Below are 18,236 nucleotides of genomic sequence, written 5' to 3' on the forward strand. Positions count from 1 at the left end.
ATAGTGGAGGCGACTGTTTAGAAATGGGGGGACTGGAGTGAGCCCGTAACGAGATAAAGGAATCACGACGAGGACCGAGTCGATGATGACTTATCGACGTGAAGGCGATCGAAGTCCACACCTTTCTAGGAGTCAAATCTAGACAATTTTCAAATGAAGAGGAGAGAAAACTTTCTAATTAACTTTCCCTCCTCCTCTTTAAAAGCAAGGAGGATGCAAAATGGTAACAGGTCGAATTCATTCAGTTGAAACTTTTGGTGCTGTTGACGGACCGGGATTACGTTATATTGTATTTACACAAGGGTGTTTACTTCGATGTCAATTTTGTCACAATCCAGACACTTGGAAAATTGGTAACGGGAAAGAAATGACTGTTCAAGAAATCGTGGATGATGTCCTTGATTATCTTCCGTTCTTTGAAGCAAGTGGCGGTGGAATTACCGTTAGTGGTGGTGAACCTCTCCTTCAAATTGACTTTTTAATTGAACTTTTCAAAGAATGTAAGAAACATGGTATTCATACAACAATCGATAGCTCAGGCGGACCATTTAATCGTCGACCACAATTTATGGAAAAACTCGATGAGCTATTGCAATATACGGATTTAATTTTACTTGATTTAAAGCATATCGATAGTGAAAAGCATAAATTCATTACTGGTATGCCAAATGAGCATATTCTTGATTTTGCTAAATATTTATCTGAAAAGAATATCCCTATCTGGGTTCGACACGTACTTGTACCTACGCTAAGCGACTTTGATGAAGACCTTTACCGCCTTGCTGATTTTATCAAAACACTCAACAACGTCCAAAAAATTGAAGTCCTTCCTTATCATAAACTCGGTGTTTATAAATGGGAAAATTTAGGACTTGAATACAAATTAAATGGCGTTGAACCCCCTTCCCTAGAGCGTGTTGATAATGCAAAGAAAATATTAAATACAGCATTAGTACGGAACTAACTTAATAAATACCCCCTTCAAAAAGCAGGTCTCCCCCCTGCTTTTTTATTTACACTTTTCCCATTACTTGAATAGAATACATAAAACAATCGATAGGAATGAAAAAATTGACGATAAGTTTTCCCGTTACTGTAACCACGAAAATGGTACAAAAGAGTAAAAATATTATTATTTACTATCCGATGATTCATGATTTAAAAAGTCACAATGTCGAATTATTGATTAATCATTCGATTGTGGAAGTATGTCAGGAATTGATTAACAAACAATTTAGCGAAATGACCTCTCCCGTAGTCGAAATGATTGGTCACTTTGAAATTAAAAATAATCAGCGAGATATTTTAAGCCTTACTCTTTCCAATTATACGTATCATGATCATGCCGCTCACGGAATGACGTATTTACGATCCCTAACATTTAATACAAAAAGTGGTAAACGTTACAAACTCGCAGACTTATTCAAGCCTGATTGCGATTATGTCAGACGTATATCGCGTTTAATTAAGAAACAAATTACTAAGCGGGATATGACTACCTTAAGTGAATTTAATAAAATTAAGCCAGATCAAGAATTCTATATTGCGGATAAATCACTTGTTATTTATTTTCAACTTTATGATTTAGTCCCATATGTTTACGGCATTCCTATGTTCCCTATTTCTGTTTATGATTTGCAAGATATGGTTGTAGAAGATGGACCATTAGGAAGAATGATTCTGGGGACCTGATGTTTGTTGTGATTGCTTTGTGACGCGGAGAGCGTGGCTTTAAGCGGTCGTAATTCAGATTGCGACGCTGGAGTCTGCTTTAATCCAGTATGTTATCCTCAAGAAAATCTCCCCTACCGAAGTGCATCAATAACCACCTCCGAACCTCTCTACTTAAACCAGCCCTTTTCCTTAAACTTCGTAATCGCCTCTATCCGATTACTTACTTGTAATTTATCAAAAATGACAGATACATAATTCCGAACCGTACCTGTTGTTATAAATAAAGACTTAGCAATTTCCTGCGTGTTCTTTCCTTCTGCAATCAGTCTAAGTACTTCTTCTTCCCTAGCTGTTAGTGGATTATCTTCACTATAGGAAATTTCAATTAACTCTGGGTCATATACTCTCCGTCCTCCCATAATGACCCGAATCGTATTCGCCAATTCCTCGCTTGGGCTATCTTTTAACAAATATCCACTCACTCCTGCTTTCCTCGCTCTTTCAAAATATCCACTTCTTGCAAAAGTTGTTAATATAATGACTTTACAAGAATCATTTTTTAATTGTTCAGCAGCATCAAGACCACTCATGACTGGCATTTCAATATCCATAATACACACATCTGGTCTGAGATCCCTAACTAATTTTAATAGTTCTTCCCCATTTCGTGCCATCCCAACAACTTGCATATCTTCTTCCAAATCCAATAAAGAACCAAGAGCTCCTAATAATAATCTTTGGTCCTCAGCAATTACAATTCGTATCAAAGTATCTTCTCCCTCCGCTACTGAAATTTTTATACTACCTACCATACGATTGTTTTAACGCCCTCATACGATTGGCACAGATGTCACATATACAAGCGTCTAACGTAAAAATACAATCGTTTAATCGAGCCTTTATATGATTGGCACCCCGATTTTTACAACTGTGCCATGATTATGATCAATGGTTAAGGATCCGTTAACAAACTCGAGCCTTTCCCTCATCCCTAAAATACCGTGACCGGATAAAGAATCCAGTTTTTGCGGAATACCGATTCCATTATCACGAATGTAAATCAATACTTCACTTCCTGTTTGGGTAATTTCCACCTCACAGGTCGTCGCTCTACTATGCTTTACAACGTTCGTCACCGCCTCTTTTAAACACATACTCAATACATGTTCAACAAATAAAGGCATGGAAATTTGATCTACATTTCCAACAATCTTAAATTCCATTTCCGCTGACTCAATCATCTGCTGAATTCGGATAATTTCTTCCTTTAGCTTCGTACGCTTCATGACAGATACCATATCACGAACTTCTTTTAATGCTGTCCGTGCGGTTTGATGAATATCATTAATTTCCTTTTTCACCCGGTTGGGATTCTTTTCCAACAGCCTTCCTGCTAAATCACTCTTCAATCCAATGAGTGAAAGCTTTTGTCCAAGCGTGTCATGTAAATCACGGGCAATTCGTTCTCGTTCTTCTATGACCATCAACTGTGAAATTCTTTGATTCGCATCAGCCAACTTTTTCTCTAGTTGTTCTCGTTTATTTCGATTGTACATAATGAATGGCAATAATATAACTCCGACAACACTAATAACAATAAAAGGTATCTGTGAGATAAAAATTTGTTTTTGTAAGAAAAACCCAGCGACTACAGAGCCAATCGTTGTAACTAAATTAATAACGTATAATGTAATAAAACCAGCCTTTCCTTGTATATTTCCAATAAAAAAGGCAAGAAAAAGTGAAAAATACACATAGCCAAAGTATAATGTCATCAGAATGCTCAATACAATTTCAACTGAAACAGATACATAAACCGTCCACCCTTTTTTTATAAAGGCTAGTCGATATGCTGTGAAAAATAAAATAATCATGAGTATTCCTGTGAAAATTTCACCAGGTGTTGATGAAATAATAACAAAATAAAAAGGAAGAAGACAAAAGATAATCCAAGCGTATATACTAATTCCTGTATTATTTGAAAATATTTGATACCATTTTTCCAGGTTAGACTCCCCCTCATTATTGTGTTATTCATACTATATTATCATATAAAAAAATACCCTTCTTTGCTAGTTAGAAGGGAGCATGGAGGGGAACTTTCACTCTTGAAATTTTGTCCTATTATTATTCAGTTTCAAATGTGCTGTTCTTCTCCTCATGATTTCTTTATACTCTTTAAAGCTTACAAATGATTGATCCTCTTGATTATATAAACGGAATCGTATGGATTTCAAACTAGTTTTTATTGTTATTGTTGTTGCTTTTTGTAATGGTGGAGTCGACTCATGTGCTTCTTCTAAATAATAATTAGGGATTTTCGGAGCGAGATGATGAACATGATGATAACCAATATTTCCCGTTATCCATTCTAATATTTTTGGAAGCTTATAATATGAACTTCCTTCTACAGCAGCTTTTACATAATCCCACTCATCTTCATTTTCAAAATAGGAATCTTCAAACGTGTGCTGAATGTAAAATAACCAAATCCCCAATCCTCCTGCAATGAACATAATTGGAATTTGAACGATTAGGAACGATTGCCAACCAATTGCCCAAATTAATAATGCGTAAATCATCGCAATAGAAACATTAATGATATACGTATTCCATCTCTCTTTTCGTTTTGCGCCCTTTCGATTAAATCGATTGGATATTAAGAAAAGATAGAAGGGGCCTAATCCAAATAAAATAATGGGATTCCTGTAAAGCCGATATGCTATTTTAGTTAAGAGTGGTGCCTTCATATACTCCTCGACGGTCATGATCCAAATATCGCCAGTTCCTCGTTTATCCAAATTGCTGCTCGTAGCATGATGGATTGAATGGTCACGTTTCCATTTTTCAAAAGCAAAGTGGGTAATAATTCCTGTTACTGTTCCAACAAGACGATTGGCTTTATTATTTTTGAAAAAAGACATATGTGTGCAGTCATGAAAAATGATAAAGATTCGTACAACAAATCCAGCAGCGATAATCGAAAAACATAAGCTCAGCCAAATAGAAACCGATAAACTTTTATAAGCAAGGAACCACAGAAGTAAAAATGGAACCACAGAATTAATGATTTGAATCATACTCGCTCTCGTATCAGACTTCGCAAAAGGGGAGACACTTTTTCTCAATTGCACCTGTTTTTCTTTATCTTTGCTCATATATTCCTCCTAAAATTCAAAGTTCTTTAACAATATTTTAGGCGAACACTGAGCTATTTATAAGACATAAGTGTCAGTAATTGAGTATGACAATTGTCATATACTAACTAATCAGCCGGTGCAATATCTTGTTCAAGAAGTTCCTGACTTTTAAATCGCATTCCATTCATTCATCTGTTAAAACATGAAAAAGAAAATTTAAAGCAAATAAAACTGCTCCAATCACACTTCCTAGAATAGATGAAGTGAGTATGACGGATACAACTTCTTTTAATCCGAATGGTGCCATTAATTGTGTTGTGAAAGGTAAAAACACAATACCAATTGGAATGATAAACCATAAACATGTTTTCTTAATAATAACCAGTTCCCTTTTTATTTAATAGTTGTATGATTCATTATTTTACCATTTTAATCACATCTTAGATAGTCTTTTTCATATTTGTCTTGCTTTGTGTTACTTTACCTGATGTAATTATCGTGTAACTTACTCATTACCACTTTTTTCATCCTTGTATGTTTTTACCGTGCATGTTATATTAGTAAAGCGATGAGCTAATTTGCGTAAGTCAATGGATATATAAACGTACGAATGTGGTCGTACGGTCCTTGCCGCAAAACGCATCAAAACGCCTGTTTATTAACAGGCGTTTTTCTTTTATATAGCTATTAAACGTATTTAACATTACATCATCCCACTGAAAAGATAACCCATCATACTGCCAATATAATTTCCGATAATATAACCAAGTGTTCCGGCTAATACGGCAGGTACAATTAGGTTTGTCCATCCTTTAGCAATCGCCATCGCTGCAGCAGTAGTCGGTCCACCGATATTTGCATTACTAGCAATAATAATTTCCTCTAAGCTAAACTTAAAGACCTTTCCCACGACAAGCGTTACAAGCATATTTACCATCACTGCAATAAAAACAAACACTAATAGCAACGGTGCATTTTCAATTAATTGTGGAATCGATGCAGGAACACCAATGACAACAAAGAAAATATATATTAGAAACGTACCAAATTCCTGTGAGCCACGGATACGCTCAAAAAACTTTGGAAACAATGTCACAACAATGATTGTAATCGTCGTTAACATTAAATACTTATCTCCAAGAATCCCATTTAGAATCGTCGTGACGAATGATCGTCCTTCTGGAATAACGTGATCAAAAGTTTCCGCAAGCTTAAATGCCACCGCGACAATCATAAAGGCACTACCAAAAGCAAATGCAATATCCTTTAACGAAATTTCCTTTGCCTTCCAATAGTTTGCTGCCTCATTTTCTTTTCCCTGACTGCGATTTTTTTCTACCTCATCAACATACGGTGTCCGATATTTCTTTCGGAAAAAGCCAATCGTAGGAATTGCCATAAATATAAAAAAATAGATAGCCATCATTAAATTATCGGCAACAACAGTAGCAGACACCATTTCACCAGGAGCTTCAAATTTACTTGCCAATGCGACAAAATTTACACTTCCACCTATGTACGAACCTGTCATCATTGCACCAATTTTATCTAAATAAGGAACCATCCCTTTCAACGACAAGAAAGCGATATAAACGCCAACGACGGTTCCAATCGAACTGATAAGAAAAATAATAATTAATCTTCCACTCTCATTCCAAATCTTTTTCAAATTCGCTTGAAATAACAATAGAGGAATCGCGAGTGGAATAACATAATTCCAGACTACATCATATGCTGGAGCAGACGTTGGGATTATCTTTAGATTTGCTAAGACTAATGCCCCGATTAACGCAATAACCGCTCCAGTTATTTTTGCTGCCCATTTGTACTTTTGTTCCAAATAAATACTTATTGCAGCCCACCCAACTAAAAATGCCCATAGTAACCACGTATCATCAGACCGAATCAAACTTTCCATGTGCTTCATTCCCTACATTATCTTTTCCTACATGTACGATAAATTCAACAGATACTATTATACCATATCGACAAGAAAACGCTTAAGTCTCGTTAGGTCAAAATCAATTCCTACTAATTTTCACTATTGAGGCGAAATCTGAATAAATATCCGGTAAAAATATATCGACTTCATCTTATCCAAACATGAATTTCACAATGAGGGCAGCTTCAATTTGCATTGTACCTGGTTCAATTGGTGTACTCACTCCAGCTACTTTTTCTGTTGCAAAACTTTGAAATGGTACCGGTACTACCCCTTGCTTTCCTTCCATTATTTCAATTGGTATTGGTCGAAATGTTCCACCAGCCTCACTTGCAATCACATTCGCCTTTCTTTGTGCATCTTTTAATGCCAAGCGCAATGCTTGGTCATAGCTCGCTGATTTATTTTCATAATCAAATCGAATATTATTTATTGTGTTTACTCCTGCTGTAACAGCTGAGTCAACAATGGAGCCAATTTGGGAAATATCTCTGACTCTAACCTCTATCAAATGTCTGACTTCATAAGCACGAAAGACTTGTTTTCCTTCCACAAAATCATACAAACGATCAATTCGATACTCAACCGTTTGAATATCATTTCGATTTATTTGTTGAGCAAATAATGTTTGAATCACTTTTGCTGAGCGTTCACTATTTTCAGATTGCGCAGCTTGTAACGATTTATTTTCTGTCACGATTCCCATCGTAATGATGGCAAGATTCGGCTCAACAGCAATTTTCCCCTCACCTGTCACAGTAATCATTTTTTGATTCGGTTGATAAGCATACATCTCTCATTCCCCCCTCAACTATCTTTATTCTTATCTAGATCATTTTGTTAAAATTTCCTGCTACCCGTGTTCTCATTTTATCGGTATAATTAAGGACATAAATAATGCATGGGAATTTAAAAGGAGTGCTATATGAGTATATTAAATGTTGAAAAATTAAGTCATGGTTTCGGTGATCGGGCCATTTTTGAAGATGTATCATTTCGCCTTTTAAAAGGAGAACATATCGGGCTAATTGGCGCAAATGGTGAAGGAAAGTCCACTTTTATGAACATTATTACAGGGAAATTGCATCCGGATGAAGGGAAAGTAGAATGGGCAAAACGGGTTCGAGTTGGTTACTTAGATCAACATGCTGTCCTACAAAAAGGAATGACAATTCGTGATGTCTTAAAAAGTGCCTTTCAATACTTATTTGATATAGAAACAGAAATGAATACTTTATTTGCAAAAATGGACGAAGTTTCCTCAGAAGAACTGGAAGCACTACTTGAAGAAACAGGTACAATGCAAGATTTGCTTGACCATAATGACTTTTACTTAATCGACGCCAAAGTAGAAGAAGTAGCGCGGGGTCTTGGTTTAACAGATATTGGACTCGATCACGATGTTCATGATTTAAGTGGTGGGCAAAGAACAAAAGTACTGCTCGCAAAACTATTGCTTGAAAAACCAGACATCTTGTTATTAGACGAGCCGACAAACTATTTAGACGAACAGCATATTGAATGGTTAAAACGTTATTTACAAGAATACGAAAATGCGTTTATTTTAATTTCCCACGATATTCCATTTTTGAATAGTGTTGTTAACTTAATTTATCATATGGAGAATCGGGAACTAACACGTTATGTCGGTAATTACGATGATTTTCAACGTGTCTATGAAATGAAAAAACAACAATTAGAAGCTGCGTTTAAAAAACAACAACAGGAAATTGCCGAATTAAAGGATTTTGTCGCACGGAATAAAGCACGGGTCGCTACGAGAAATATGGCCATGTCGCGTCAGAAAAAGCTAGATAAAATGGAAGTAATTGAACTAGCAGGTGAAAAGCCAAAACCATCTTTCCATTTTAAAGAAGCAAGAACAGCGGGTCGAGTGATATTTGAAACAAAAGACTTAGTTATCGGATATGACGGGGAGCCACTTTCGAAACCATTGAATGTAAAAATGGAGCGTGGGCAAAAGATTGCCATTGTCGGTGCTAACGGAATTGGGAAAACGACACTTTTACGAAGTATTCTTGGTGAAATTAAACCCATCTCTGGACAAGTCGAGCTTGGTGACTACCTCCACATCGGTTATTTTGAACAAGAAATTAAAAATAGTAATGCAAACACATGTATTGATGAAATTTGGAATGAGTTTCCACATATGACTCAGTATGAAGTTCGGTCTGCCCTTGCAAAATGTGGTTTAACAACAAAACATATTGAAAGCAAAGTGGATGTGCTTAGCGGTGGAGAAAAGGCAAAAGTTCGCCTATGTAAATTAATCAATAAAGAATCGAATATTCTTGTACTCGATGAACCGACAAACCATCTTGATATAGATGCAAAAGAAGAACTGAAACGTGCTTTGAAAGAATATAAAGGGAGCATTTTACTTATCAGCCACGAACCCGAATTTTATCAGGATATCGTAACTGACGTATGGAATGGCGAAACATGGACAATGAAAGTGTATTAAAATCGAAAAAGGGGCATCTAGAAAGTCGTATTTTTGACTTCTCGATGCCCTACGCTATTGATCATACACGTATTCATTTTCCTATCTTTATGCCTGCAAAAAATGTTTACTCTTCATCCTCCTCCCCATCCGCTTTAACAGAGTGATATTTGTGCAATCTGGTAAATTTGAATTTTAGAAAATGGAGACATATACTGAATATAAGTCTTTGTATATGAATTGAATGAGGAATTATATGCCCCTGATCATATCAATATTGAGCTAAAAAAAGGAGGGCAATTTTATTGATGAAAGTCATTGGTATTTCTGGCACACTCGCCGGGCATAAAACATCACAGATGGTTTACGAATTAATTCATGCGATCAAACAAGAAAATCAGCAAATAGATACTGAACTTATTGATTTAAAGGATTATGAAATTGAATTCATGAGGGGATTCCCTCTAGCATATTATAACGATGATACACAACACGTTGTGAAAACGATAGGAAAAGCCGACTGTATTATTATCGGTACTCCCATCTATCAAGCATCAATACCTGGAAGCTTAAAAAATCTAATGGACTTGTTACCCGAGCATGCTTTCCGTGACAAAATTGTCGGTTACATGTCTACAGCCGGTTCCGAGAAACATTTTCTAGTAGCTGAATATCAACTAAGACCGATTATTCAATTTTTAGGAGGCGTTGTACCTTCACGTAATGTATTTATACCAGATAGTAGTTTTAATGAAGAAAATGAAATTGTTGATGATCGGATAAAATGGAGAATCGTTCAATTTGCTAAAGAGCTTAATAAACTATTAGGGGGACAATCTTAAAAGGGATACCAGTTAAGTAAAATGGTACCTATGTCAAGGACACAATAAAAAAAGAGGTTAAGCAACTAGAAGATGATTCCTATATTGAATAGGGGTCATCTTTTTTAAATTCCATTGATATCGATAATTGTTATAGTAAACCATATAGTGATTTATTTTTGCTTTTAGTTCTTTTAAGGATTTACAAGATTGATAGTCTACTTCATCTTTTAAATGACCAAAGAAAGACTCTTGAGGGGCATTATCCCAACAGTTCCCTCTTCGGGACATAGATTGTCCTAGACCATATTTTTTTAATAACTTTTGATATCTGGGGCTCGTATAATGGCTCCCTTGATCAGAGTGGATGAAGGCATCTTTATGTAGTGTAATCTTCTTGTTTTTCATTAGTTTGTGAATCGTCTTTGTTGCGATGTCTAGAGTGATACGATCAGAAACATGGTAAGCTAGGAGTTCGTTAGTGGACGCATCTTTTATGGTTGACAAATAAGCCATGGAATTTCCGTTATATGGCAAATAAGTAATGTCCGTTAATAACACTTTTCCTGGAACTCCTTGCTTAAATTCCCTATTTAACTTGTTTGGAACAACCTGATGCTCCTTGGTTGCTTTAGCGATCCTTTTATAAGGATTTGGCTTTCTGTGAGGACAGATGATTCCATATTTCCTCATGATTCTCTGTATCTTTTTACGGCTAAACGTAATGTTAAAATCATTCTCCAGTATCATTTTAATGGAGCGTGAACCTTTCTTATATCCGCGCCGATTAAAGGCCTTTAAAATGATTTCCTTCGCTTCAAGATCCAATTTCTCCTTTGCTTCCCGGAAAGAGGAAGCCTTTAGGTAGCTATAATATCCAGACCGGGATACCTCTAAGAGGCCACATAGATACCTGGTCATCCCCTTAAATCCATTTTGTTCAATGGTCTCCTGAATCAATTGATATGCATTATTCGGATTTAGATTTTCGCTTGAGTTTAGCAGCCTCCTTTCTGTCGTTTCTAGCTTTTTTAACAGCTCAACCTGTCCTTCCAACAGTTCGATTCTTGCCTTTTGTCTTTCAATCACTTCGGACGGTGAAAGCTCACGTTTCAAGGGTCTGCCGGAAGCGTTTTTCCTCGTATCCGTAAGCCCAATCAAGCCATTCTTCTCATAGGCCTTTTTCCACCTGCAGGCTGACTGTTCGATTCGTTTTATTCCTATAACGTCCACATCGAAACCGTTCTCCGCAAAGATCTGACGAGGGAGTTTGCCAGCTAGGTACTCATCAATAAATCTATTTTTAAAATCGTCAGTATAGGTAATAGACCGATCGCTGACACGATGTATATTTGGATTCTGTTGAAGTGTTTTTATCTCTTTGGTTGAAAAAGTTATTTTACTCATGTTGTCCCCTAATCCTCATATTCTAAAATTCAAGTATATAAAAAAATACCTGTAGGTGAAACCCTCTTTTTCAAGTGTCCTACCTACAGGTACCATTTTACACGCCAGGCCTCTTTTTTTATTTAGTAAATTTTTCCGGATCCAAAAGTGGTGAATAAGCTTTCATAAGGATAATCTTTCGCTTGATCAATTTCCCACTTTCCATCTTTTGCCATTAGATTCATATCTATTGCCGTTCCTTTTTTTACTGAGATAGAACCCATAATATCGTCAATTTTAGAGAAAGCGTATTGGTATCTTTTATCTGTATCATAATTTCCAGTTTTTTCACGATAAGCATCGGAATAATCAAAAATTCCTTGATAAAGGTCGTTTAATGGAATCGTTTCATATTCTACACGAACAGTTGCTTTATCATTTCCAAATTCGACAAGGGAAATGGTGTAGGATGCTTTTTCATTTAGAAGTGAGATATACTCTTCTTGTGCCTTATCTATATCTTTTTCTGTCAATTTTTTAAACATGCTTAGATTTAATGTTTCTTTAAAATAGTCTTTTGCTTCTTTTATTGCCGCTTCTTGATTCATCGCAACTAATTTATCATATGCTTTATTTTCTTTTTTCAAGAAGACTGTGTCAATGAACGCGCTTAAAGCTTGAATGGGTTCTGCTAATTTTTCATAGCTATCACTATATTTATTTGTATCTAAGGTTAGGACGACTTCTTTCGGTTCCTTTCCTGGATCCATTAACATTGGCTTAATTCCAAGTTCGTATTTCTTCCCTTTTTCAACGTTAAAATAAAATGTCATTTTTGTCGACTTTCCAGGATTAATATCACTCGTTCTGTCGCCACCAATACCCGTATAATTACCGTAAATGTCAATTGGTGCAAGTTGATTGTCTCCGTCATAAAGGAAAATAGCATTTCGAGGTGTAATGGATAATGTTGATTTTGATCTATTTTTAATATTTAAGACGACCTCTAAAGGAGCTTCTTTCGCATCTTCGGAAAAATCTCCACTTTCTTCTGTCCAGATATACGAAGCTTTTTCAATGGAGACTTCTAATGCTCCCCCCTTCTTCTTTTCCGTCTTTGTCGCAGNAGTTGGTAACCCTCTTTATTTTTCTAGGGATTTGGGGATTCCGAAGTTGGTACATTTTTTCGTATTTCTACTGTTCTCGAAGTCCTGCCTAATTTCTGAAGTTTTGCCACGATTTTCTAAAAGTGCAAGCTGAATTTCCGAAGTTCCACATGAATTCCCGAAAAAAGACCGCTTTTCCTGGATTTATCAATCTCGAACACTCGCCTCACTTTGGCATTTTTCACAGGCATCTCGTAAGTCGCAAGCTGCACATTTCCCTTTACTACTCCGCTTAATAAATTTCATTATCGTCCAGATTGCGTAACTAAAAATCGCAACTCCTAAAATGATATTAATCATGAAATCATCTTCTTTCTATATTTTCTGTTGAAAGCTTTACTTCCACACCAAACATTTGTTAATTCAATCCGATTAACTTCCCTACTTGATAAATTGTGAATGAAATCACATATGCGATAACAAATGGATAAACCATTGAAAAAATCGTCCATTTTGTTGAACCTGTTTCTTTTTTTATCGTTGCCACTGTAGCTAAGCAAGGAATATACAATAAAATAAACACAAGAAAACTGTATGCTGACAATGCTGTATATGCATTGGCAACCATTCCTTGTAAATAGGCGGCCGATGCAGTATGGTAAACAATATTCATTGTCGCAACAATTGATTCTTTTGCTAAAAATCCGGTTACTAATGCAACAGCTGCTTGCCATGTTCCAAAACCAAGTGGTGCAAAAATTGGTGCGATAAAACTCCCCACACTTGCCAATAAACTATCATCCATCGCCACATGAAAACCACCAAATCCAACTACTGATAATACCCAAATAACGACTGTTCCTCCAAAAATAAAAGTTCCAGCCTTTTTAACAAAGCCTTTCCCCTTATCCCACGTACTCTTTGCTAATGTTTTTATATGTGGAACCCGATACGGTGGCAGTTCAACAACAAATAGAGACTCTTCACTTTTTAAGATTGTTTTTGAAAATAGTTTTGCTAAAACAAGTGCAAGAACAACCCCCAATGTATATAAAGAAAGAACAACAAGTGCTTCATTCCCTTTAAAAAATACACCGGCAAACAATGCATATACTGGTAAACGTGCAGAGCATGACATAAGTGGTGTCAATAAGATTGTAATCAATCTCTCTTTTGGTTGCTCAATCGTCCGTGCCGACATAATTCCAGGGACATTACAGCCGAACCCAATAACCATTGGAATGAACGCTTTTCCATTCAAACCAATACTTTGCATAATGCGATCCATTACAAGTGAAATCCGAGCCATATATCCCGAGTCCTCTAAAACTGAAATAAAGAAAAATAAAATAAATATTTGTGGGACAAAAACAAGAACGCCACCAACCCCTGGTACAATTCCTTCAATAATTAATTTGTATAAAAATTCAGACGTTCCGAGATGTTTTAACATACCCTCTAACCAGCCTGTAAAAGGCCCTGATAAAAAGGCGTCAAATCTATCTGACAAAGGCGTTCCAATCCAGTTAAACGTGATCATAAACATTAAATATAACAGCACTAAAAAGATTGGCATTCCTAAATATTTATTCGTTGCAAAGCGATCAACTTTTTCTGTAAAAGTTTGGGGTACATCTTTTATTACGGAAACAACATCTCTCAACAAAGCAACAATAAATTCATCGCGTTTTTCATAAATTGTATCTTGTACAGAATGTCCCGCCTGTTTTATCGTTTCTTTTTCAACCGAAGTAAATAATTCCTCTAGTGTTTGCGAGTCAGTCAATTTTTGTAAATACGTCTTTACTGTTTCATTTCCGGCAAAAAATTGAATGGCTAACCATCTTTTTGAAGGTAATTGAACTTCTTTTCCGTCTAGTAATTCCTCTAATATCGTAATTCCTTTTTCGATTCCCTCACCATAATACAGTTGAAAGGATTTTCCCATCTTATTTTCCTGCCCGATTATTTTATCCATCAACCGAGTACAACCTTTACCTGTCCGTGCAATAATCGGTTGTACATTCACACCAAGTTTATCCGCTAACATTTGCTCATCTATTTCTAATCCATGGGACTGGGCAACATCAATCATATTTAATCCCATCATGAGCGGTTTTTCAAACTCCAACAACTCAATCGTTAAATGTAGATTGCGTTGTAATTGAGAAGCGTCTACGATATTCACAATTGATGAAAATTCATTTTTAAGTAAAAATTCTGTAACAACCCGCTCATCACGTGACAATGGTGTTAACGAATAGGTTCCTGGTAAATCAACTAAATATGCTTTTTTATTTTTTAATAAGCCAACCTTCTCCTCAACCGTTACTCCGCTCCAATTGCCAACATACTCATACGAACCTGTTAGCTGGTTAAAAAGCGATGTTTTTCCGATATTTGGGTTTCCTAAAAGGGCAATTTGCATCATTTTATCTCCACCCGAATGGATTTGGCTTCTTGACTTCGAATACCTACTCGCTGTCCATTACATTCAATAACACACGGGCCACCAAGGGGCATTTTGGATTTTATATTTACTTCTGAACCTAAATAAATCCCTAAATTCATTAATCTTGTTTTAACTAATTGATTCAGTGATGATAAATCTTTAATCGTTGCAGATTCTCCTTGTTTTAGATCAAATAATACCATTTGAGAATCATTCCCTTCTAATTTGGAACTCGTTATTGAAAATCATTATCATTAACAATTTCATTATAAACTATTTCACAAGTGTTTTTACTATAAAAAAATGAAAGTTTCCTTAACAATTTATGTTCATATCAACTTTTGTGAAAAATATGACATAATAGAGATATAGAAATCATTCCATCTGATAAAGGATGTGGGCTAAATTGACAAAGTGGTATACGCAGTCAATGAAAGAGATTACCGAAGAACTACAAGTAGACGTTCAAAAAGGTCTATCAAGTCAAGAAGCGGAACAACGATTAAAAAAGTTTGGCCCGAACAAGTTTGAAGAAGGAAGGAAAACTTCCATCTGGCGGATGATATGGGAACAAATAAACAGTATTTTAATTTGGATTTTAATCATCGCTGCCATCGTTTCTTCCTTTGTTGGTGAAATCACCGACGCGATTATTATTTTTATCGTGATTGTCTTAAACGCCGTTATTGGAATTGTTGAAGAATCAAAAGCAGAAAAAGCATTAGAAGAATTAAAGAAGATATCGACACCGAAAGCGATTGTCAAACGGGACGGGAAGGTCAGTGAAATTTCATCGGAAGAGCTTGTTCCCGGCGATGTTGTCATTCTCGATGCAGGCCGATTTGTTCCTGCCGATCTAAGATTAATTGAAACTGCCAATTTACAAATTGAGGAATCGGCATTAACCGGTGAATCTGTGCCTGTTGACAAAAACGCAGACTGGGTTGCTAATTCAGAAGTTCCACTTGGTGATCAACAAAATATTGCCTTTATGTCAACTTTAACAACTTATGGGCGTGGTACAGGGGTTGTTGTTTATACGGGAATGGAAACGGAAATCGGTAAAATTGCTAAAATGCTTGGTGGCCAAGAAAAGGAAATCACACCATTACAAAAGAAATTAAACGAACTCGGAAAAATACTAGGTATTGGCGCCGTTGTCATTTGTATAGTTATGTTTTTTGTCGGCTATTTCCAAGGTCGAAACGTGTTAGATATGTTTCTCATTGCGGTAAGTTTGGCGGTAGCGGCAATACCTGAGGGAATGGTTGCGATTGTTACCATTGTTCTTGCTCTCGGTGTACAAAAAATGAGTAAACAGCATGCCATTGTTCGTAAACTACCAGCTGTCGAAACATTAGGATCTGTAAGTGTTATTTGTTCTGATAAAACCGGGACATTAACACAAAATAAAATGACGGTAACAAAAGTTTTTATTGACGGTAAGTATGATGACTTGAGTGGTATTCATTTAAATACAGACGTTGGCTATCGTTTTATGCGAGGGATGATACTTTGTAACGATGCAACAATCGATTCAGGGGATCCTACTGAAATCGCTCTCGTTGCTGCAGGGAAACAATTCGATTTGTCAAAAGAAGACTTGGAACAAACCTATAAACGAATAAACGAAAAACCATTTGATTCAGATAGAAAAATGATGACAACCGTTCATGAGAATGAGGATAGCTTCTTTTCTATTACAAAAGGCGCATTGGAAAGCATTTTACCAAGAACGACAACAATTATTGAAAATGGACAAGCCCGTCCTTTAACGAAGCAAGATCAAGAAAATATTATGACCGCATCGAAAAAAATGTCTGATACCGCTTTACGTGTACTAGCGATTGCAGAAAGGAACCCTTTACCTATACAAGACATGAATGGAGAATTAGAAGAACATCTCACTTTTCTCGGTCTCGTCGGCATGATTGACCCTCCAAGAGAAGAGGTTAAACATTCGATCCAGCAATGCAAAGAAGCTGGCATTCAAACGGTTATGATTACTGGTGACCATCAAAATACTGCCCTTGCAATTGCAAAAGAACTTGGTATTGCTGATAGTCTTTCCCAAACGTTGACCGGTCAAGAGCTTAATGAACTTAGCGATACGGACCTGAAAGAAAGAGTAAAAACTGTGCGTGTATTTGCTCGTGTTTCACCAGAGCATAAAGTTCGGATTGTGAAAGCTCTCAAAGATAATGGCCAAATCACCTCCATGACAGGGGATGGCATAAATGATGCCCCTTCGTTAAAACAGGCAGATGTTGGAGTTGCAATGGGTATTACTGGAACCGATGTAGCAAAAGGTGCAAGTGATATTATTTTAACAGACGATAATTTTTCAACGATTGTTGCAGCCGTTGAACAAGGGCGAAACATCTTCCAAAACATTCGAAAAGCAATACTCTTTCTGCTATCTTGTAATTTAGGTGAACTTACCGCGCTCTTCCTTGGGATTTTATTAGGTTGGCCAGCTCCATTAACAGCCGTACAAATTTTATGGGTAAACCTAATTACAGATACATTACCAGCAATCGCTTTAGGTATGGACCCAGATGATCCGGATGTGATGAAAGATAAACCACGCAATCCAAAAGAAAGCTTTTTTGTCCACGGAAACGGTGCATATACCGTGTTAAATGGGATGCTAATCGGTTTTATAACGTTATTCGCATTTATCGAAGGATTACGCTACTATACTGGAGCAAGCACACTCTTTACGATTGATTTTGAGAATATAACAAATAACGCTCTAACACATGCGCAAACAATGGCATTTATTACGTTAAGTGTTTCTCAACTATTCCATACTCTTAATTTAAGGAGCCGAAGAAAATCTATCTTTCAAGTTGGACTTTTTTCTAACAAGCTACTCATTGCCGCAATCGTCATTGGTATTTTTATCCAAGCTTTATTAGTATACGTTCCATTTTTCCACGACGTATTTGGAATTTATGTGATCAGCGCGAAAGACTGGGTCTTCGTCATCGGAGTCTCGCTCATTCCAATTGTTATTAATGAAATTTATAAAGGGATTAGACGGGTTGATTGAGTATTTTGATGATAGAGAAAAGTTGTAAAGTGAGTATTCGTGAAGAATCTTTTTCTTTGTGTAGTCCGCTGAAAAAGTTCATTTACACAAAAATAAGAGTTGCTCATCTGCAATATATAGATGCTCAACTCTTATTATTTACTGTATTGATAAAAATATGTATTGATTACATAAAGTAACAAGCTTTTAACCGCGT

The 18,236-nt window shown here is 36.3% G+C and carries 16 protein-coding genes and 1 pseudogene; 5 read left to right on the forward strand and 12 right to left on the reverse strand.

The window, feature by feature from the left end:
* Positions 1–220: 220 nt before the first annotated feature.
* Both pflA and BN2144_RS02240 read left to right on the forward strand, forming a co-directional pair.
* A complete protein-coding gene (gene pflA / locus BN2144_RS02235; RefSeq protein ID WP_033826720.1) occupies positions 221–964 on the forward strand; it encodes a pyruvate formate-lyase-activating protein in 744 nt (247 codons plus the stop codon).
* A gap of 107 nt (positions 965–1,071) precedes the next feature.
* Positions 1,072–1,692 carry a DUF3298 and DUF4163 domain-containing protein gene (locus BN2144_RS02240; RefSeq protein ID WP_230199686.1) on the forward strand — a complete coding sequence of 207 codons (621 nt, stop codon included), beginning with the start codon at positions 1,072–1,074 and terminating at the stop codon, positions 1,690–1,692.
* 149 nt (positions 1,693–1,841) lie between these two features.
* Here the strand turns inward: BN2144_RS02240 and BN2144_RS02245 are convergent, their stop codons facing one another.
* The 6 genes from BN2144_RS02245 to BN2144_RS02265 all read right to left on the reverse strand — a co-directional run bounded on the left by BN2144_RS02245 (position 1,842) and on the right by BN2144_RS02265 (position 7,549).
* Complete coding sequence (locus BN2144_RS02245; protein WP_033826765.1) at positions 1,842–2,441, reverse strand: response regulator transcription factor; 600 nt, start codon at positions 2,439–2,441, stop codon at positions 1,842–1,844.
* 132 nt (positions 2,442–2,573) lie between these two features.
* Positions 2,574–3,680, reverse strand: a complete 1,107-nt coding sequence (locus BN2144_RS02250) for a sensor histidine kinase (protein WP_033826721.1) — start codon at positions 3,678–3,680, stop codon at positions 2,574–2,576.
* 96 nt (positions 3,681–3,776) lie between these two features.
* Positions 3,777–4,832, reverse strand: coding sequence for a Delta(5) desaturase DesA (locus BN2144_RS02255; RefSeq protein WP_033826722.1), 1,056 nt, complete (start codon positions 4,830–4,832; stop codon positions 3,777–3,779).
* Between the two features lie 166 nt (positions 4,833–4,998).
* Positions 4,999–5,121: a hypothetical protein gene (locus BN2144_RS20565; protein WP_268258018.1), complete on the reverse strand. Its 123-nt coding sequence runs from the start codon at positions 5,119–5,121 to the stop codon at positions 4,999–5,001.
* 396 nt (positions 5,122–5,517) lie between these two features.
* Positions 5,518–6,732 (reverse strand): DUF819 family protein, encoded by a 1,215-nt coding sequence (locus BN2144_RS02260; protein WP_033826723.1) that lies wholly within the window; start codon positions 6,730–6,732, stop codon positions 5,518–5,520.
* Positions 6,733–6,907: 175 nt separating this feature from the next.
* Entirely contained in the window at positions 6,908–7,549 is a 642-nt protein-coding gene (locus tag BN2144_RS02265; protein ID WP_042337490.1) for an SIMPL domain-containing protein, read from the reverse strand.
* Positions 7,550–7,681: 132 nt separating this feature from the next.
* Between BN2144_RS02265 and BN2144_RS02270 the strand changes: the two genes are divergently transcribed.
* Both BN2144_RS02270 and BN2144_RS02275 read left to right on the forward strand, forming a co-directional pair.
* Positions 7,682–9,241: an ABC-F family ATP-binding cassette domain-containing protein gene (locus BN2144_RS02270; RefSeq protein WP_033826724.1), complete on the forward strand. Its 1,560-nt coding sequence runs from the start codon at positions 7,682–7,684 to the stop codon at positions 9,239–9,241.
* 287 nt (positions 9,242–9,528) lie between these two features.
* Entirely contained in the window at positions 9,529–10,062 is a 534-nt protein-coding gene (locus BN2144_RS02275) for an NADPH-dependent FMN reductase (RefSeq protein ID WP_033826767.1), read from the forward strand.
* Positions 10,063–10,119: 57 nt separating this feature from the next.
* On the opposite strand, the gene BN2144_RS02280 is transcribed toward BN2144_RS02275, so the two are convergent.
* The 6 genes and pseudogenes from BN2144_RS02280 to BN2144_RS02300 form a co-directional block, all read right to left on the reverse strand.
* Positions 10,120–11,448: an IS3 family transposase gene (locus BN2144_RS02280; protein WP_033826456.1), complete on the reverse strand. Its 1,329-nt coding sequence runs from the start codon at positions 11,446–11,448 to the stop codon at positions 10,120–10,122.
* Positions 11,449–11,570: 122 nt separating this feature from the next.
* Positions 11,571–12,203 (reverse strand): DUF5105 domain-containing protein, encoded by a 633-nt coding sequence (locus tag BN2144_RS02285; RefSeq protein WP_326563957.1) that lies wholly within the window; start codon positions 12,201–12,203, stop codon positions 11,571–11,573.
* Positions 12,204–12,212: 9 nt separating this feature from the next.
* Positions 12,213–12,521 (reverse strand): annotated as a pseudogene (locus BN2144_RS20570) (DUF4352 domain-containing protein); the annotation flags it as partial.
* A 219-nt stretch (positions 12,522–12,740) separates the two neighbouring features.
* On the reverse strand, positions 12,741–12,893 hold the full coding sequence (locus tag BN2144_RS02290; RefSeq protein WP_033826726.1) for a FeoB-associated Cys-rich membrane protein: 153 nt from the start codon (positions 12,891–12,893) through the stop codon (positions 12,741–12,743).
* 58 nt (positions 12,894–12,951) lie between these two features.
* A complete protein-coding gene (gene feoB, locus BN2144_RS02295; protein WP_033826727.1) occupies positions 12,952–14,964 on the reverse strand; it encodes a ferrous iron transport protein B in 2,013 nt (670 codons plus the stop codon).
* Entirely contained in the window at positions 14,961–15,188 is a 228-nt protein-coding gene (locus BN2144_RS02300; protein WP_033826728.1) for a FeoA family protein, read from the reverse strand. The genes feoB and BN2144_RS02300 overlap by 4 nt, the downstream gene beginning before the upstream one ends.
* Positions 15,189–15,391: 203 nt before the next feature.
* Here BN2144_RS02300 and BN2144_RS02305 point away from each other — a divergent pair, with 203 nt between their 5' ends.
* Positions 15,392–18,040, forward strand: a complete 2,649-nt coding sequence (locus BN2144_RS02305) for a calcium-translocating P-type ATPase, PMCA-type (RefSeq protein WP_033826729.1) — start codon at positions 15,392–15,394, stop codon at positions 18,038–18,040.
* Positions 18,041–18,236 lie beyond the last annotated feature (196 nt).

This window comes from Bacillus andreraoultii, from assembly GCF_001244735.1.
Taxonomy (GTDB): domain Bacteria; phylum Bacillota; class Bacilli; order Bacillales; family Caldibacillaceae; genus Caldifermentibacillus; species Caldifermentibacillus andreraoultii.

Excerpts from the sequence above, each read along its gene's own strand:
- pflA (WP_033826720.1), top strand. The coding sequence starts at position 221 with ATGGTAACAGGTCGAATTCATTCAGTTGAAACTTTTGGTGCTGTTGAC.
- BN2144_RS02255 (WP_033826722.1), bottom strand. The coding sequence starts at position 4,832 with ATGAGCAAAGATAAAGAAAAACAGGTGCAATTGAGAAAAAGTGTCTCC.
- BN2144_RS20565 (WP_268258018.1), bottom strand. The coding sequence starts at position 5,121 with ATGGCACCATTCGGATTAAAAGAAGTTGTATCCGTCATACTCACTTCA.
- BN2144_RS02260 (WP_033826723.1), bottom strand. The coding sequence starts at position 6,732 with ATGGAAAGTTTGATTCGGTCTGATGATACGTGGTTACTATGGGCATTT.
- BN2144_RS02265 (WP_042337490.1), bottom strand. The coding sequence starts at position 7,549 with ATGTATGCTTATCAACCGAATCAAAAAATGATTACTGTGACAGGTGAG.
- BN2144_RS02270 (WP_033826724.1), top strand. The coding sequence starts at position 7,682 with ATGAGTATATTAAATGTTGAAAAATTAAGTCATGGTTTCGGTGATCGG.
- BN2144_RS02275 (WP_033826767.1), top strand. The coding sequence starts at position 9,529 with ATGAAAGTCATTGGTATTTCTGGCACACTCGCCGGGCATAAAACATCA.
- BN2144_RS02280 (WP_033826456.1), bottom strand. The coding sequence starts at position 11,448 with ATGAGTAAAATAACTTTTTCAACCAAAGAGATAAAAACACTTCAACAG.
- BN2144_RS02285 (WP_326563957.1), bottom strand. The coding sequence starts at position 12,203 with ATGTTAATGGATCCAGGAAAGGAACCGAAAGAAGTCGTCCTAACCTTA.
- BN2144_RS02290 (WP_033826726.1), bottom strand. The coding sequence starts at position 12,893 with ATGATTAATATCATTTTAGGAGTTGCGATTTTTAGTTACGCAATCTGG.
- feoB (WP_033826727.1), bottom strand. The coding sequence starts at position 14,964 with ATGATGCAAATTGCCCTTTTAGGAAACCCAAATATCGGAAAAACATCG.
- BN2144_RS02300 (WP_033826728.1), bottom strand. The coding sequence starts at position 15,188 with ATGGTATTATTTGATCTAAAACAAGGAGAATCTGCAACGATTAAAGAT.